Annotated in this window: 18 protein-coding genes; 11 read left to right on the top strand and 7 right to left on the bottom strand. The window is 73.2% G+C overall.

Features of this window, described 5'->3' with window-relative positions; all coding sequences use genetic code 11:
* Window positions 1-168: 168 nt before the first annotated feature.
* Entirely contained in the window at window positions 169-837 is a 669-nt protein-coding gene (locus ACFV9H_RS05580) for a VIT family protein (RefSeq protein WP_385393946.1), read from the bottom strand.
* Between the two features lie 185 nt (window positions 838-1,022).
* Between ACFV9H_RS05580 and ACFV9H_RS05575 the strand changes: the two genes are divergently transcribed.
* On the top strand, window positions 1,023-2,120 hold the full coding sequence (locus tag ACFV9H_RS05575; protein ID WP_385393721.1) for a PP2C family protein-serine/threonine phosphatase: 1,098 nt from the start codon (window positions 1,023-1,025) through the stop codon (window positions 2,118-2,120).
* A gap of 163 nt (window positions 2,121-2,283) precedes the next feature.
* Window positions 2,284-3,042 carry a thermonuclease family protein gene (locus ACFV9H_RS05570; protein ID WP_385393718.1) on the top strand — a complete coding sequence of 253 codons (759 nt, stop codon included), beginning with the start codon at window positions 2,284-2,286 and terminating at the stop codon, window positions 3,040-3,042.
* Window positions 3,043-3,107: 65 nt separating this feature from the next.
* Here ACFV9H_RS05570 and ACFV9H_RS05565 read toward each other — a convergent pair whose 3' ends face one another.
* On the bottom strand, window positions 3,108-3,359 hold the full coding sequence (locus ACFV9H_RS05565; protein ID WP_365168092.1) for a hypothetical protein: 252 nt from the start codon (window positions 3,357-3,359) through the stop codon (window positions 3,108-3,110).
* 106 nt (window positions 3,360-3,465) lie between these two features.
* Between ACFV9H_RS05565 and ACFV9H_RS05560 the strand changes: the two genes are divergently transcribed.
* Complete coding sequence (locus ACFV9H_RS05560) at window positions 3,466-3,837, top strand: ArsC/Spx/MgsR family protein (RefSeq protein WP_385393716.1); 372 nt, start codon at window positions 3,466-3,468, stop codon at window positions 3,835-3,837.
* 45 nt (window positions 3,838-3,882) lie between these two features.
* On the opposite strand, the gene ACFV9H_RS05555 is transcribed toward ACFV9H_RS05560, so the two are convergent.
* Window positions 3,883-4,728, bottom strand: a complete 846-nt coding sequence (locus ACFV9H_RS05555) for an alpha/beta fold hydrolase (protein WP_385393714.1) — start codon at window positions 4,726-4,728, stop codon at window positions 3,883-3,885.
* On the opposite strand from ACFV9H_RS05555, the gene ACFV9H_RS05550 reads away from it, so the two are divergent.
* Both ACFV9H_RS05550 and ACFV9H_RS05545 read left to right on the top strand, forming a co-directional pair.
* Window positions 4,727-5,311, top strand: a complete 585-nt coding sequence (locus ACFV9H_RS05550) for a MarR family winged helix-turn-helix transcriptional regulator (RefSeq protein WP_385393711.1) — start codon at window positions 4,727-4,729, stop codon at window positions 5,309-5,311. The two genes, ACFV9H_RS05555 and ACFV9H_RS05550, sit on opposite strands and share 2 nt — an antisense overlap.
* On the top strand, window positions 5,308-6,702 hold the full coding sequence (locus ACFV9H_RS05545) for a PLP-dependent aminotransferase family protein (RefSeq protein ID WP_385393709.1): 1,395 nt from the start codon (window positions 5,308-5,310) through the stop codon (window positions 6,700-6,702). The genes ACFV9H_RS05550 and ACFV9H_RS05545 overlap by 4 nt, the downstream gene beginning before the upstream one ends.
* Window positions 6,703-6,738: 36 nt before the next feature.
* On the opposite strand, the gene ACFV9H_RS05540 is transcribed toward ACFV9H_RS05545, so the two are convergent.
* The gene (locus tag ACFV9H_RS05540; protein WP_385393707.1) at window positions 6,739-7,239 is read right to left on the bottom strand and encodes a GNAT family N-acetyltransferase; all 501 of its coding nucleotides are present in this window, start codon (window positions 7,237-7,239) and stop codon (window positions 6,739-6,741) included.
* Window positions 7,240-7,428: 189 nt separating this feature from the next.
* Here ACFV9H_RS05540 and ACFV9H_RS05535 point away from each other — a divergent pair, with 189 nt between their 5' ends.
* The gene (locus ACFV9H_RS05535) at window positions 7,429-7,974 is read left to right on the top strand and encodes a hypothetical protein (protein WP_385393704.1); all 546 of its coding nucleotides are present in this window, start codon (window positions 7,429-7,431) and stop codon (window positions 7,972-7,974) included.
* A gap of 9 nt (window positions 7,975-7,983) precedes the next feature.
* Here ACFV9H_RS05535 and ACFV9H_RS05530 read toward each other — a convergent pair whose 3' ends face one another.
* Window positions 7,984-8,901: a Gfo/Idh/MocA family protein gene (locus tag ACFV9H_RS05530; protein WP_385393944.1), complete on the bottom strand. Its 918-nt coding sequence runs from the start codon at window positions 8,899-8,901 to the stop codon at window positions 7,984-7,986.
* Window positions 8,902-9,113: 212 nt separating this feature from the next.
* Here ACFV9H_RS05530 and glnII point away from each other — a divergent pair, with 212 nt between their 5' ends.
* The 3 genes from glnII to ACFV9H_RS05515 all read left to right on the top strand — a co-directional run bounded on the left by glnII (window position 9,114) and on the right by ACFV9H_RS05515 (window position 11,492).
* A complete protein-coding gene (gene glnII, locus ACFV9H_RS05525; protein ID WP_385393702.1) occupies window positions 9,114-10,133 on the top strand; it encodes a glutamine synthetase in 1,020 nt (339 codons plus the stop codon).
* A gap of 85 nt (window positions 10,134-10,218) precedes the next feature.
* Window positions 10,219-10,548, top strand: a complete 330-nt coding sequence (locus ACFV9H_RS05520) for a hypothetical protein (RefSeq protein WP_385393699.1) — start codon at window positions 10,219-10,221, stop codon at window positions 10,546-10,548.
* 347 nt (window positions 10,549-10,895) lie between these two features.
* Entirely contained in the window at window positions 10,896-11,492 is a 597-nt protein-coding gene (locus ACFV9H_RS05515; RefSeq protein ID WP_385393696.1) for a winged helix-turn-helix domain-containing protein, read from the top strand.
* A 64-nt stretch (window positions 11,493-11,556) separates the two neighbouring features.
* Here the strand turns inward: ACFV9H_RS05515 and ACFV9H_RS05510 are convergent, their stop codons facing one another.
* Together ACFV9H_RS05510 and ACFV9H_RS05505 are read right to left on the bottom strand one after the other, a co-directional pair.
* Window positions 11,557-13,017 carry a PepSY-associated TM helix domain-containing protein gene (locus tag ACFV9H_RS05510; protein WP_385393693.1) on the bottom strand — a complete coding sequence of 487 codons (1,461 nt, stop codon included), beginning with the start codon at window positions 13,015-13,017 and terminating at the stop codon, window positions 11,557-11,559.
* 78 nt (window positions 13,018-13,095) lie between these two features.
* Window positions 13,096-13,824, bottom strand: a complete 729-nt coding sequence (locus ACFV9H_RS05505; RefSeq protein ID WP_385393690.1) for a hypothetical protein — start codon at window positions 13,822-13,824, stop codon at window positions 13,096-13,098.
* A gap of 65 nt (window positions 13,825-13,889) precedes the next feature.
* On the opposite strand from ACFV9H_RS05505, the gene ACFV9H_RS05500 reads away from it, so the two are divergent.
* Both ACFV9H_RS05500 and ACFV9H_RS05495 read left to right on the top strand, forming a co-directional pair.
* A complete protein-coding gene (locus ACFV9H_RS05500; RefSeq protein WP_385393688.1) occupies window positions 13,890-14,498 on the top strand; it encodes a rhomboid-like protein in 609 nt (202 codons plus the stop codon).
* A gap of 53 nt (window positions 14,499-14,551) precedes the next feature.
* Window positions 14,552-15,346: a tyrosine-protein phosphatase gene (locus tag ACFV9H_RS05495; protein WP_385393942.1), complete on the top strand. Its 795-nt coding sequence runs from the start codon at window positions 14,552-14,554 to the stop codon at window positions 15,344-15,346.
* Window positions 15,347-15,350 lie beyond the last annotated feature (4 nt).

Raw genomic sequence — 15,350 nt, 5'->3', positions numbered from 1 at the left:
CTCTTGCCCAAATGTGGCCCGGCACCGCGGGCACCGGGGGCACCCCCCCACCCCCCCCCCCAAAACCCCGGGCGTGGCGTAAATTGGGGGGCGTTTGAGGCGCGGGGTGCGGGACGGAGCCCCGGGGCCGGGCGGCAGCCCGGTTCAGATGGCGGGCGGCGGCCCGGTTCAGGTGGTGGTGCCGAGCCAGGTGCCCACCGCGTAGGTGACGGCCATGGCCAGCGCGCCTCCGCACACGTTGCGCAGGACCGCGCGGAGCGCAGGGGCTCCGCCCAGCCGTGCGCTCAGCACCCCGCACAGGGTGAGGGCCGCCAGCACCGCCACCACGGTCACCGGGACCCGGGAAGACGGCCCGGGTACGAGGATGGCCAGCAGGGGCAGCAGCGCCCCCACCGTGAAGGCGACGAGGCTGGCGAAGGCCGCGTGCCACGGGTTGGCCAGTTCGTCGGGGTTGATCCCGAGCTCCACCCGCGCATGGGCCCGCAGCGCGTCCCGCTCCGTGAGCTGCTCGGCCGCCTCCCGGGCCACCGACCGGCTCAGCCCCCTCGCGGCCAGCAGCTCGGTGAGTTCTTCGAGTTCCGCCTCCGGTTCCTCCGCCAGCTCCCGCCGTTCCATGTCGAGCGCGGCCCGTTCGGAGTCCCGCTGCGAGCTGACGGAGACGTACTCCCCCGCCGCCATCGACAGTGAGCCCGCCAGCAGTCCGGCAACCCCCGCCGCCAGGATCGCCGAGCGGGAGGTGGTCGCTCCGGCCACGCCGACCACCAGGCCGGCGGTGGAGATGATCCCGTCGTTGGCACCGAGCACCCCCGCGCGCAGCCAGTTCAGGCGGGTGCTGATCTCCCCGCTCTGCGAGCCCCCGCCCGTGCCGTGCGCTTCGATGTGCGCCCGCGTCGGGCCCTTCGCGGAACTGCTGGTGCCTTCGTTTGCCGTCACGCCACCACTGTCCCGGCAGGCGCCGCGCCGGGCCACCCGGCGGGCCGGTCCGGGGTGCGCGGGCCCGGCCCCCGTACCAGGGTGGAGGGGTGAGACGCGGACGCGAGGATCCGGGCTGGCTGCGCGGGGAACCGCCGCCGCGCTGGGCCCTGCTCGCGCCCGCGGTGGCCCTGGTGGTGCTGGTGCTCGCGCAGCGGCTCACCCCGGGCGACGTGGAGATCGGCTTCTTCCTGGCCGGCCTGCCTCCGGTGGCCGCCTTCGCGTACGGCGCGGCCGGGACCGCCTTCTTCGCGGCCCTCGTGCTCCTGTTGCTCGGTGTGCCCGGCCTGGGCATCGCGCATGCCCGGGGCACCGACCTGGCCACGGTGGCCGCCGTCGGCGTGCTCAGCGTGGTGATCGCCTGGGTGCGGCGGCGTCGGGACGCGCAGCTGGTCAGTGTCCGGACGGTGGCGGAGGCGGCCCAGATGGCGGTCCTCCCGCCGGTGCCGCAGCGGGTGGGCGGGGTGGGCTGCTCCGGCCTGTACCGGGCGGCGCAGCGCGGCACCCTGGTCGGCGGCGACCTGTACGACGTACGGGCCGGGCCGTTCGGTGTGCGGGCGCTCGTCGGTGACGTACAGGGCCACGGTCTGGCGGCGGTCGCCACGGTGGCGGCGCTGCTCGGCGCCTTCCGCGAGGCGGTGCTGGACGACACGGGGCTGGCGGCGGTCGCGGCCCGGCTGGACCGGCGGCTGCTGGTGGACGCGACGGCCGCCTCCGTGGACCACCCGGAGCTGTTCGCGACGGCCGTGCTGGTGGAGTTCCCGCCCGGGCTGGACCTCGTACGGATCGTGTCGTGCGGGCATCCCCCCGCCCTGCTCCTGCGCGGGGTGGCGGTGGAGGAGGTGACGGTGGAGCCCGGTCCGCCACTGGGGCTGGGGCTCGCGGGGCCGGCCCCGCCGGCGGTGACCGAGCTGCCGGTGCGGCCGGGGGACCGGCTGCTGCTGCACACCGACGGCGTGACGGAGGCCCGCGACAAGGCGGGGCACTTCTATCAGCTGGCGGCGCGGGTCCCCGTACTGGCGAGGGACCCGGACGGCCTGGTCGCGGCGGTCTGGCGGGATCTGGCCGCCTTCACGGCCGGCGGTCCCCCGGACGACGTGGCCCTGCTGTTGCTGACACTTCCCGATCCGGGTGTGTACCGTGAGTGACTGCTGAACACTCACAGTGACGCCGCGATGGGAGTCGCCATGGCCATGCTGCTGATCAGAGGCAAGTTCGGTCGAGGGGGGCGCCAAACCGGACGGCGACACCCTCCCGTTCATCCCGGACGACGTGGCCGACTGGAAACTCGTGCCCGGGGACCATCAGATCGTGCCCAAAGCCGACGGTCCCGCGAGCATCCGGCTCGAAGGAGTCGATGCCCTGGAGACCCACTACGGCGAGAAGCCTCCGCACATCGAGCACCAGCCGCGGGGCCTCGCGCACGACGCCGCGGACGCGCTGCTGAAGTTCCTCGGCTTCGACACCGTCCTCCGCGACGAGGACGAGACCGTCGCCACCACCCCCGACGTCGTGTCCGGCTGGATCCTCACTCGGGGCGCCGACGCCTACGGCCGCTGCGTGGCCTTCGTCGGCAAGGGCACCCCGCCCGTGTACAGCGGCTACTGGACCGGCGTCGACGAAGACCTGCTGAAGCGGACCGCCAACCACCACCTGCTCCTCAACGGCCTGGCCTATCCGACCTTCTACTCGGGCCTGCCCGTGTACCTGCGCGAGCTGCTCACCGAAGCCTCGGAGAAGGCGCGGGCGTCCGCCAAGGGCGTGTGGGCGGTCGACAAGACCCTCCTCGGGGCGACGGTCACCGCGATGACCTCGATCACGGACGACGACACCGGCGCGGTGATCCTGCCGAAGCTGTTCCGCCGCCTGAAGGACTACCTGGACTTCACCGGCACTCCCGCGTCACTGGACTGCTTCCGCGCCTTCCTGGCCGGGGCGCCGGACGACCAGTACCGCCTCCTCCCCGACACCAAGAAGCTCTTCCAAGGCCTGCACCACATCGTCGAGGTCACCGACGACGTGGTGAGGATGACCCGCCCGGCCAGGGAGATCGTCTTCCAGGAAAAGTGAGCGGGAACCCGCCGGGGCCCGTGGCCCCGGCGGGCTCGGCGCGTGCCCGACCCGGCACGCCCGGCTCACGCCTCCTGGATGAACGCGCGCACCATCTTGCAGGTCACATTGGACGGCCGGTGGATCCCCGTCCGGACGGCCATCGTCCGGATCTTCCGGTTGGTGGCGCGACGGGCGTCGTACGTCCCCGAGTCGAGCAGGGATATCGCCAGTCGCATCGCCTTCAGGCGGCGGTTGTGGCTCTCGTACCACTCGCGGGGCAGCCCCGCCGGCAGCGGCTTCTTCTTGACGTGCTGAATCGTCATGGCAGTGGCCATCTACAGCCTCCCAAACGGTAGTTGGCTTCCTGTCGTTCTCCCTCGATTTTACTGGGGACCACTGACAAAAGCCCTGGCCGGGCAGGCCCTGGATAGGCTGGGAGCCATGGAGATCTGGATCAATCCCGCCTGTTCCAAGTGCCGCAGCGCACTGACCCTGCTGGACGCCGAGGGCGCCGACTACACCGTGCGCCGCTACCTGGAGGACGTGCCCTCCGAGGAGGAGATCCGCGAGGTGCTCGGCCGCCTCGGGTTGGAGCCGTGGGACATCACGCGCACCTCCGACCCGCTGGCGAAGGAGACCGGCGTACGGGAACTGCCGCGCGAGGAGACCGAAGAGGCGCGGGCGCGTTGGATCGCGCACCTGGCCGCGCACCCGAAGCTGATCCAGCGTCCGATCATCACCGCCGAGGACGGCACGGCCGTGGTGGCCCGCTCCGAGGAAGCGGTCCGCGAGGCACTGTCCCGCAAGGGCTAGTGCTGTGACCGGAAAGGTTCACCGGGTCACAGCACTAGGACAGGCCTAACCGGCGGCGAGCAGACGGGCGATGGCCTCGGCCCCCGTCAGCGGCAGCGCGTGGTGCGAGACCTCCGGCAGTACGTCGACCCGCGCACCCGGCAGCGCCGCCCGCGCGGCCCGGGCCGCGCGGGCGGCGTCGTGGCAGCGGGCGCGCTCGGCGAACACGATCCGCGTCCGGATCCCCGACCCGGTCAGGTCCGGGCGCGGCCCCGTGATCGGCCGGGCGGTGGGGAACCGGGCGGTCTCGTCCTGGAGTCGCAGCCAGGCCGGGTCGAGCACCGCCCCGCCGGTCTCCCAGTCGAGGAAGGACCGGATCCGCCGCGGGCTCGGCCGCACCAGCATGGGCAGCGCCCGCAGGACGTAGCCGGGCCGGAACCCCGCGAAGACCCCGGTCGGGTCGAGCAGCACGAGGCGGCCGAGCCGGGCGGGCCGGGCGGCCGCGTAGTGCGCGGCGATCCAGGCGCCGTAGGAGTGGCCGGCCAGGGCCACCGGGCCGCCCGGGCGGAGCCCGTCGAGCACTCCGTCAAGCCACTCGACCAGGTCCGCCACCGAACGCGGCGCCCGGCCCGCCGCCGGGACGCTGAGCCCCGGATCCCCCATCAGATCGACGGCGTGCACCCGGTGGGTGCGGGCGAGCCCGGCGGCGGCGCAGGCACCCCACACCGCGGAGGTGGCCCCGCCGCCGGGGAGGAGCACCAGGGGCGGGGCGTCGGCCGGACCGCAGCTGTTGACGCGGGTGACCCCGTACGGGGTGGGCAGTTCGGCGGCTTCGACGGCTCCGGGCCACCGGGCGAGCACCTCGTCGTACGCGGCGCGGAAAGAGCTGGTACCGGAAACCGTCCGGGACATGACCGACCTCGATCCCTCGCTGGGCGATAATCTCGCTCAACGAGAGATTTTAGGCGGAGGCGACGTGGGCGACAACCGGCAATCCGAACCCGAGCACGAACCCGAACACGAACCCGAACAGGGACTCGGAGCCGAACCGGAGAACCTGCGGCTGGTGCACCTGCTGCGGGCGGTGACCGTCGAGTTCGGCCTGCGCCAGGCCGAGTTCGCCGCCCGCAACGGCATGCACCCCACCGACGTACGGGCCCTGATCTGCCTGCTGGACGCGGACCGCGCGGACGAGCCGGCCACGGCGGGCCTGCTCGGCGCCCGGCTCGGCCTCAACTCGGCGGGCACCACCGCCGTGATCGACCGGCTGGAGCGGCTGGGCCACGTGGCACGGGTCCGCGACGCCCTCGACCGCCGCCGGGTGCTGCTGCGCGTGGAACCGCGGGCGGTCCGCCTGGGCCGGGAGTTCTTCGGCCCCCTGCTGGACGGGGTGCTCGCGGTGCTGGACTCCTTCGACCCCGCCGAACGGGACACCGTGCGCCGCTTCCTGACGGCCACCCACGCCGTCTTCACCACGCGGGAGCCCGGCGCATGACCACCCCCGACCCGGCCGGCGGCGCCGACCTGCACCTGGAACTCCCCGCCGAAGGCCCCCGGCGGACCGCCCTCACCCGGGCCCTGCGCGACGCCGTGCGCAGCGGGCGACTGGCGGGCGGGACGCGGCTGCCGCCGTACCGGACGCTGGCCGCCGACCTCGGTCTGGCCCGCAACGCCGTCGCCGACGCGTACGCCGAGCTGGTCGCCGAGGGCTGGTTCACCGCCCGCCAAGGGTCCGGCACCCGGGTGGCGGAGCGCGCGGCGACCACCGCCGTACGCGCCGGCGCCCCCGGCCCGTCCCCCTCCGCCCCTCGCCACGACCTGCTCCAGGGCAAGCCCGACCCCGCCTCCTTCCCGCGGAGCGCCTGGGCGGCGAGCGCCCGGCGGGCCCTCACCGCGGCGCCCACCGAAGCCTTCGGACCGGGCGACCCGCAGGGCCGCCCCGAGCTGCGGCAGGCCCTGGCCGACTACCTCTCCCGGGCGCGCGGCGTACGTACCACCCCGGCGAACATCGTGATCTGCTCCGGCTTCGCCAACGGCCTGCACCTCCTGGCGTCCGTCCGCCCCCGGGACTGGGCCGTCGAGGCGTACGGGCTCCCCTTCCACCACGGCATCCTCGAAACCTCCGGAGTCCGCGCCCACCCGATCCCGGTGGACGAGGACGGCGCCGGCACGACCGAACTCCCTTCCCGCGCCCGTACGTTGCTGCTCACTCCGGCACACCAGTTCCCGACCGGCGGCCGCCTCCTCCCGGCCCGCCGCGCGGCCGCGGTGGAATGGGCCCGCAGCACCGGTGGCGTCATCGTGGAGGACGACTACGACGGCGAGTTCCGCTACGACCGCAAACCCGTCGGCGCCGTCCAGGGCTTGGCCCCCGAGCACGTCGTGTACGCGGGCTCGCTCAGCAAGAGCCTCTCCCCCGCGATCCGCCTGGGCTGGCTGGTCCTCCCGGACCACCTGGTCGACCGGGTCCTGGCGGCGAAGGGCCTGCGCGAGTCCTGGGCGAGCGCGCTGGACCAGCTGGCACTGGCGGACTTCATCACGTGCGACGCGTACGACCGCCATGTCCGCCGCATGCGCAAGCGCTACCGGCAGCGCCGCGACCAACTGCTCTCCGCCCTCTCCGCCCAGGCCCCGCACCTGCGGGTCACGGGCATCTCAGCCGGCCTCCACGCCGTCCTCGAACTCCCCCCGAACCACGAGGCCCCCGCCCTCGCGGCGGCCCGCGCGGCCGGCCTCGCCCTGGACGGCCTCTCGACCTACCACCACCCGGCCGCCCCGCCCCCATCCCGCGAGGGCCTGGTCATCGGTTACGCGGCCCTGCCGGACGCGGCGTTCGGCCGGGCCCTGGACGCGCTGTCGGAGGTGATCCGGCGGGTGACGGCGTAGCAACGCGGGGGCGGGGCCGCCCCCGCGCCCCGGCTCCTACCGCGCCTCGCCCGGGGCCATGTCGTACGTGACCCACATGGTCCGCGCGGCGACCTGGTCGTACTTGGCGCGCGCCCGGTGGTTGTCGTCCGCCGTGATCCATCGCACCACGCTCCGGCCCCGCTCCGCCGCCAGCTCCCGCAGGGCGCCGAGCAGCAGGTCGGCGGCGCCCGAACCACGGTGCTCGGGCGCCACGAACAGGTCGTCGAGGAAGCAGCCCACCGTCGCGGACAGGGGCCGGGCGAAGGGGCGGTAGTGGGCCAGGCCGAGGAGGCGCCCGTCGGCGTCCTCGGCGACCAGGGCACCGACCTCGTGGCCGGGGTCGTTCACCCAGGACCACACGGTCGCGGCGGCCTCCTCCGTCTGCTCCACCTCGTAGAAGTCGGCGTAGCCGCGGTAGAGGGCGCGCCACTGGGCGAAGTCCCCGGGCCGGGCGGCGCGGACGTGGATGTCGGACATGTGGGAACCCCCGTACTCGGCAACGATGTCACCGATCATGCTGCAGCCGGGTAGCGGCCGCGTTGCGCCGCGGCGTCGAAACCCCGGCGTCCGGGGCGCCGTCGCGGACAGGTGCGCCGACCAGGACCGCGAGGACTCGGGACGACCGGCGGCCGTCGCCCCCATCGGCCCGTGGCTCGTAGGGTGGCCGGATAACGAATAGGGACGTACCGCACCAAAGGACCCACCGTGAACGAGCCGATGCCCACGACGCCGCAGCCGACGCAGCCCCAGCCCGCCGCCCCCTTCCCCCCGCCCCGCCGCGGGGCGGACTGGATGTTCGGCGGGGTGTACGGGACCGTGCTGGCCAGTGGGCTGCTGGCCGCGCTGGACCAGAAGGGCGGGGACTACACCCCCTTCTACGACGCCAGCTGGGTCCTCGTGACGGCGGCCGCCGCCGGGCTGGCGCACGGCTACTCGCACCACATGACCACGCATCAGCGCGGCTCCGCCGCCCACCGGTGGCACGTGCTCGTCCGGGCGCTGTGGAACGAGTGGCCGATGATCGCGGCCACCCTGCCCACCGTGCTGCTGCTGGTCGTCGCCGGGATCGCGCACTGGGACTCCCCCGGGGTGACGGCCGTGGGACTCGGCCTGAACACCGCGCTGCTGTTCGCCTGGGGTTCCTTCGTGGCGCTCCGGGTCGGCTACCGGATCGGTTCCTCGCTGCTCATCGGCCTGGCCGACGCGACGATCGGCCTCGCCATCATCGTGGCCAACGCCCTCATCAAATAGGGAGCCGTATCAAATGGGGAGCTGCGCCTCCGCCTCCGCCAGGATCTCCGTCAGCCGCGCCCCGAACTCCGCGCCGCACGGATCCGGCACTCCCGTCCGGGCCGCCGCGAGCAGCGCGTCCAGTGCCCGACCGTACGCGCCGGGTACGTCGCTCCAGCCGGGTAGCGCGTGCACGCCCTCCGTCCCGCGCAGTTCCAGCCCCACCCCGGCGGCCGCGCGCGGGGCGCCCAGGCTGAGGACGGCTGTGCTGGCCGCGCCGGAGCTGTGCCGCAAGGCCAGTTGGACCACGTCGGAGGGGCCCCGGGCGGCGCGTACGGCGGTGACCTCGCCGAGGATCGGGATCAGTACGGACAGCGCGTGCGGGCCGACGTCCCAGAGCCCGCCCTTCTCCTTGCGCCACGGCGAGTCGGCGTACGCGCTGGGCGTGCCGTCGGGCGGGAAGACGGCGCCGAGCCAGTGGGCGGCCGCGGTGAACCAGCCCGCGCGTCCCGCCTGCTCGTCGACCCACCCGGCGGTGGGCTCGGCGAAGCGCAGGGTGAGGAAGACGACGGAGGCGACCCCGTGCCGGACCGCCGCGTCGGCCACGGCGCGGGCGTCCTCCACGGTGGTCGCGACGGGCTTGTCCAGCAGCAGGTGGCAGCCGGCGGCCGCCGCGCGCACGGCGAGCGGGGCCTGGACGTCGGGCGGCAGGGCGAAGGCCACGGCGTCACAGTCGGCGAACAGCGCGTCGGGGTCTTCGTACACCTTCACGCCGTACTCGCGGGCCAGCTCGGCCGCGGCGTCGGGCCGACGGCCCCACACTCCGGCGAACTCGGACCCGGCGTGCGCGGCGAGGGCGGGGGCGTGGGTGCGGTGGGCCCAAGGGCCGGTACCCAGCAGCCCAACCCTGGGGCGGGGGTTTGCGACAGGGGTCAAATCAGACGAAATGCTCACGCGCCCAGTCTGCCCCACCCGGACGGACGCTCCGCCGGCAACCCGCGTCCGCCCCGCACAGCCCACCCGACCTGCGGCGTAAACCTCGGTAACACGGGGTTCACACATGGGCAACGGAAGGGAAATCGCGGGCGGGCACGCTGCGGTCATCACCGCAGCGATGAAGCAGCGACCAGCAGCACCCGCAGAGTCTGAGGATGGGGCCCGTGAGCTACAAGGCTGAGTACATCTGGATCGACGGCACCGAGCCGACGGCGAAGCTTCGCTCGAAGACGAAGATCCTGAGCGACGGCGCCGAGCTGCCGATCTGGGGCTTCGACGGTTCGAGCACGAACCAGGCCGAGGGTCACGCCTCCGACCGCGTCCTGCAGCCGGTCTTCTCCTGCCCGGACCCGATCCGCGGCGGCGACAACGTCCTCGTCCTGTGCGAGGTCCTGAACATCGACATGACCCCGCACGAGTCGAACACCCGCGCCCAGCTGCGTCCGATCGCCGAGAAGTTCGCCGGGCAGGAGCCGATCTTCGGCATCGAGCAGGAGTACACGTTCTTCGACGGCACCCGCCCGCTCGGCTTCCCGGTGAACGGCTTCCCGGCCGCGCAGGGCGGTTACTACTGCGGCGTCGGCTCGGACGAGATCTTCGGCCGCGACATCGTCGAGAAGCACCTGGACCACTGCCTCGCGGCGGGCCTGGAGATCTCCGGCATCAACGCCGAGGTCATGCCCGGCCAGTGGGAGTTCCAGGTCGGCCCGGTGGGCCCGCTGGAGGTCTCCGACCAGCTGTGGATCGCCCGCTGGCTGCTCTACCGCACCGCCGAGGACTTCAACGTCTCCGCGACGCTGAACCCGAAGCCGGTGAAGGGCGACTGGAACGGCGCCGGCGCGCACACCAACTTCTCCACGAAGGCGATGCGCGAGGACTACCGCGCGATCATCTCCGCGTGCGAGGCGCTGGGCGAGGGCAGCAAGCCGCTCGACCACGTGAAGAACTACGGCGCGGGCATCGACGAGCGCCTGACGGGTCTGCACGAGACCGCCCCGTGGAACGAGTTCAGCTACGGCGTCTCGGACCGCGGCGCCTCGGTCCGCATCCCGTGGCAGGTGGAGAAGGACGGCAAGGGCTACATCGAGGACCGCCGGCCGAACGCGAACGTGGACCCCTACGTGGTGACCCGCCTCATCGTGGACACCTGCTGCACCGGCCTGGAGAAGGACGGCCTGGTCTGAGCACCGGCCCCCTGAACACCGACGCCCGCCGAGCCCCCGTGGCCCGGCGGGCGTCGTTGTCGGTGGCGTGTGCGACGGTGTGCCCATGTTGGCTATCAGGATCCAGACGGAGCGCGGCGAGTCCTACGAGCGGCCCGCGCTCGGCGAGTTGTCCGAGGTGGTGGAGCGCATCGGCGCCGACGGGGACCGCTTCGTCATCGTCGAGCGGATCGTGGAAGAGCCGGACGTGTACATACAGGTCTGGCACGACGAAGGCGACGAGTACCAGCTGGAGCACCGGGACGGCTCCGCGGAACGGCACTTCCAGGCGTATCTGCCCACGGCCGCCGAGGTGGTGGAGGTGATGGCGCGCTGGGCCCGGCAGGAGAAGGGCTGGGACGTCGGGCCGGCCTGGGAGCGGCTGCGCCTGCGCTGAACAGGTGTCGGTTTGTCCCGGGTTGAGGGGGCACCTGTGTCGGAATTTGAGATTTCGATCCACGACGTGAGACGGGGCCTGCCCCCGGGCTCGGACGTCTGCTTGAATGGGGGCATGGCCGGCTACTCGTACACCCCGTCAGGTCGCAGCGACCTCGAACCGTTCTGGCCGTCCCGTCAGGATCACGATTACGACCGGGTGTGTTGCCGCGCGAAGAACGCGCCGGCCCTCTAAAGCCTCCGGGATCTCCTACCTGAGCTGCCCCAGGCCTTCGGTCTGCGCGGAACGACATCGATGACGTACGCACGTCTCCTGCCGACTCCTCCGCGTGAAAGAGCTGACCACTCATGACTAACACCCGCATCCTCGCTTCCGCCGCCTCCGCCGCGACCTCGCCCCTGAGCTATCCCCCCAGTCCGCGCCACCGGCTGCGCGCCGTGGACCGCGACGAGGTGGCCCGGGTCGCGGATCTGCTTCCGCCCGGCGCCACCTGGCTGCCCGCGCCCCAGCACGCCCTGCCGACCCTGCCGGGGCAGCCGCCGATGGTCGGCTACCTGGTGCTCGTGCCGGCCGACCAGCAGCCGCCGATCGCCTTCGCCCCGCACGCCGTGGCCGGACCGGCCCCCACCCTGGCGGACCAGGCCGCGTCCGGCGCCCCGGGCGACAACCTGGTCCGCATCGACTCGGCGCAGCGCACGGCCGAGGTCGACGGGAAGACGCTCGACCTGACGTACCTGGAGTTCGAGCTGCTGGCACACCTGGTGAAGCACCCGCACCGGGTGCACAGCCGGGACCAGCTGGTGACCACGGTCTGGGGCTACGGGCACGTCGGCGACGGCCGGACCGTGGACGTCCACATCGCCCGCCTGCGCCGCAAGCTGGGCGCGGCCCACCGCGGCGCGATCCAGACGGTCCGCCGGGTGGGCTACAAGTACGCCCCCTGACGAGCTGGTTGAGCGCGTACGCGTGGGCCCGTCCTCCCCTCGGGGGGTGCGGGCCCACACGCCGTTACGCGGCCTCTGCGCCGGCCTCGGCTCCGGCGGCCCGGCGGCCCGCGACGAAGCCCAGAGCCGCGTCGATCACGAGGAACGCGACCAGGCTGATCCCGAGCAGCGGGACGAACCAGCCGACCACGGCGATCACCGCGACCAGCGGCAGCAGCGCCGTGACCGGCAGCTTCCGCCAGGCGCCGCGCGGCTGGGCGCGACCGACGGACAGCCTGCGGTCCTTCGTCGGGCGGCGCAGCCACCACATCCGGTAGCCCCAGAAGACCAGGAACATCACGGCGACGGCGAGCGCGGCGAGCGCGATCTGGTTGGCGAGCCCGAAGGTCTTGCCCATGTGCAGGTCGATGCCGAAGCGGGTCATCTTGGCGAGCAGCGGGTAGTCGGCGAAGCGCAGTTCGTCGATGACCTTGCCGTCGGCGGGGTCGACGGCGACCGCGTCCAGGTGCACGGGCACCTGCTTGTCCTGCTCCTTGATCACGTACCCCTTGCCCTTCGCGGGCAGGGTGATGCGGAGTTCCTCGGTGACCCCGGCGGCGCGGGCGGCGTCCACGGCCTTGTCGATGCCGATGTCGGCGGTCGGCGCCGCGGGGGGCATCTCCTCGCCGGGGCCCATGGTGTGGCCGGCGTGCTCGTCGCTCCCGGCGGCGGCGCCGCCCGGCTTCAGCTTGGCGGAGACGCTGGGGGTGGCGCCGCCGAGGCTGTCCTGGAGCTTCCCGATGTTCTCGCCGGCGTGGTTCGACCAGGTCAGGCCGGTGGCGGAGAGGACGACGAGCCCGGCGACGGACCAGAGGCCGACGACCCCGTGCCAGGACAGGGTGCGGCGGCGGCCGGTGGCCTTTCGGTCCGGGAGGACGAGGTCCGCGCGCCGCTTGCGGCGGCGGCCGATCCACAGGGCGAGCCCGCCGAGGGCGACGACCCACATCCAGCTCGCGGCCATCTCGCTGTAGTTCCGGCCGAACTCGCCCAGGTGGAGGCTCGCGTGGAACTCGCTCAGCCAGGCCCGCAGCGGCAGCGCGTCACCGGACGTGGCGAGCTGCCCGCGCACCTCGGCCGTATACGGGTCGACGAACACGGTGAGGGTCTCGCCCTCGGGGAGACCCTTCTTCTCCATGATCACCCGGGTGGTGGCCTCCGCGTCGGGCCCGGGCCATACGGAGACGACCTTGCCCTCGGGTGCGGCGCCCTTGGCCGCCTCGACCTGGGCACTGAGCGGCAGGGCGCTGTCGCCGACGCGGGAGACGGTCAGCTCGTCGGCGTAGACGATCTTCTCGGCCTGCCAGGAACCGGCGTACAACAGCCCGGTGGTGGCGGCGAGGAACAGCAGCGGGGCGATCAGCAGGCCCGCGTAGAAGTGCATGCGCAGGAGCAGCGGCCGCAGGGCGGCCCAGCCGCCGCGGCTCTTGGGTATGGCGTTGGCGTCGGCGTCCGGGGTGCGGACGTCCTGAGCCTCGTCAAGGGACATGTCGAGTCCTAGGGGTTGGCGAAGACATGGGGAAAGCGGCCCCAGGTCTCGCCTTCTCCTCGCCGAGGAGTACGCCGGTCAGGCGCGGGCAGGACGGCCGGGGGCCGTGGTGCTGAACGCTCGGCGGGCGGGCGGCCCCCGGCGCACCACGGCGTGGGCGTGCAGGGCACCCCGCAGGCGGCGCGGCCGCTCGGAGCGGGGCCGGTGGGCGGGCAGGGCCGGCAGGGCGGCCACCCGGGCCCGGACGAGGGCGAACGCGCGCGCGAGCGGCCGGGCCGCGTGGAGCGCGGCGGCGCCCATGGTGCGGGCCAGCCGGAAGACGGCCGCCTCGCCCCGGGCCAGCCAGGCGGCGCAGAGCAGCCCGGCGAGCACGTGCGCGGCGATCATCCCGGCGCCCCCGTGCCCGACCAGGTCTGCCATGCCGGCCAGGCCGGAGGATTCCGCGCCCATCGCGCCCATCGCTCCCATGTCCATGCCCATGTCCATGTCCATGTCCGGCATGTGATGGTGCGCGGGAGCAGGCACGGGAACCCGCACAGGAGCGGGCTCCGCCATCTGGCTCCCGGAGAAGACGAGGTGCAGCGTCCCCTGTACGGCGAGCAGCGCCGCGGTGATCCCGACAGGGCCCCGACGCCGTCCGGCAACCAGCCAGGCGAGCCCGCCGGTCACCGCGAAAGCACCCAGAAGCCCCGCGAGGGGAATGTCCGTACCGGACATGTACGAATGCCCCGCCGCACCCAAAGCGACGCACATCGCCGCGAATACCGCGGCCCGCGTGGCGCGCATCGGCGCGGGGTTCAGAGACATGGCCGGGACATGTTCGCACGGGGCCCGGTGGTGCCCGCCAGAGGGCCGTATCCGATCATGGTGGCGTGAATCCGATTCCCCTGGGAGTGGTGTATTCCGGCGGTGTCCAGCTCGGGGCCCACGCCCTGGACCTACTTGAGCCGGCAGAGCGGGAGCAGCTGCTCCGGAGCTGCTCGACGAATGTCGACAATCTCGCCGCCGGGCGCTGGGAGACGCTGGTGACCAGCGCTTTCGTCGTCGAGGAACCGATGCCCCTGCCGTACGCCCTGCTGCTCGTCGCGGTGCTCGGATACGCGGAGTACGCGTACGGCGCCTGGTGGACGGCGGCGGTGTTCCTGTTCGGGCACGCCACGGCGACCCTCCTCGTGTACGGCGCCCTGCGCAGGACAACCGATCCGCGGACCCGGCACGCCCTGGACGTGGGGACCAGCTACGGATTCAACGCCGTACTCGGCGCGCTGACCTCGGCACTACCGCGCGGAGCGGTGCGCGCCACCGCCCGGGTCGGGCTGCTGGCACTGGCCGCCGCGCCCGTGGTCAAGCGCGGGCGGACCTTCACGGACGCCGGACATCTGGCGGCTCTGGGCATCGGCGTCGGGATCTCGCTGGTCCTCGATTGTCTTTCCGACGCGAAACATCGGAAAATTACACGAATCGCCACACGCGCCATATGACCCACGCGAACCACGCGAACCACCCGAACACCGCTACCGCCGGAGCCGCCACGATGACCGCCACGCCCTCCACCACCGTCGCCAACTTCCGCGACCTCGGTGGCACCCCGCTGACCGGCGGCCGCACCGTACGCCCGGGCCTGGTCCTGCGCTCCGGCCAGCTCGACCGGCTCGACCTCGACGCCGACCCGGCGGTGGCCGCGCTGGGCCTGACCACCGTCATCGACTTCCGCAGCGAGGCCGAGCGCACCGCGTACCCCGACCGGGTTCCGGCCGGGGTACGGACGCTGGTCGGCGACGTCCTGGCGGACAAGATGAACTCCGGCAAGATGCCCGCGGCCGCGCAGCTCAAGGACCTCCTGTCCGACCCGGTGGTCGCGGAGGAGCGGCTCGGCGGCGGCAAGGCGCAGGCCCTGTTCGGCGACGTCTACCGGTCCTTCGTGAGCTCCGGCTCCGCTCAGGCCTCGTACCGGATGCTGCTCACCGAGCTCGCCGTCCCGCAGGCCGGCCCGCTGCTCTTCCACTGCACGGCGGGCAAGGACCGTACGGGTTGGGGCGCCACGATCATCCTGTCGCTGCTCGGCGCGGACGACGAGACGCTGATGGCCGAGTACCTCTCCGTCAACCCGGCGGTCAAGCAGGCCTTCGCCCCGATGATCGAGGGCTTCACGGCGGCCGGCGGCGACCCGGACATAGCGCTCGCCCTGATAGGCGTCTTCCCCTCGTACCTGGAGGCCGCGCTGGACGAGGTCGCGATGCGCTACGGCTCCATGGAGAAGTACGTGCGCGAGGGGCTCGGCATCTCCGACGAGGCGGTCGAGGCGCTGCGCGACCGGTTGGTTGCCTGACGGC

The sequence above is a fragment of the Streptomyces sp. NPDC059874 genome, assembly GCF_042731135.1.
GTDB lineage: Bacteria > Actinomycetota > Actinomycetes > Streptomycetales > Streptomycetaceae > Streptomyces.
This window is presented reverse-complemented; position numbering and strand designations above follow the sequence as displayed.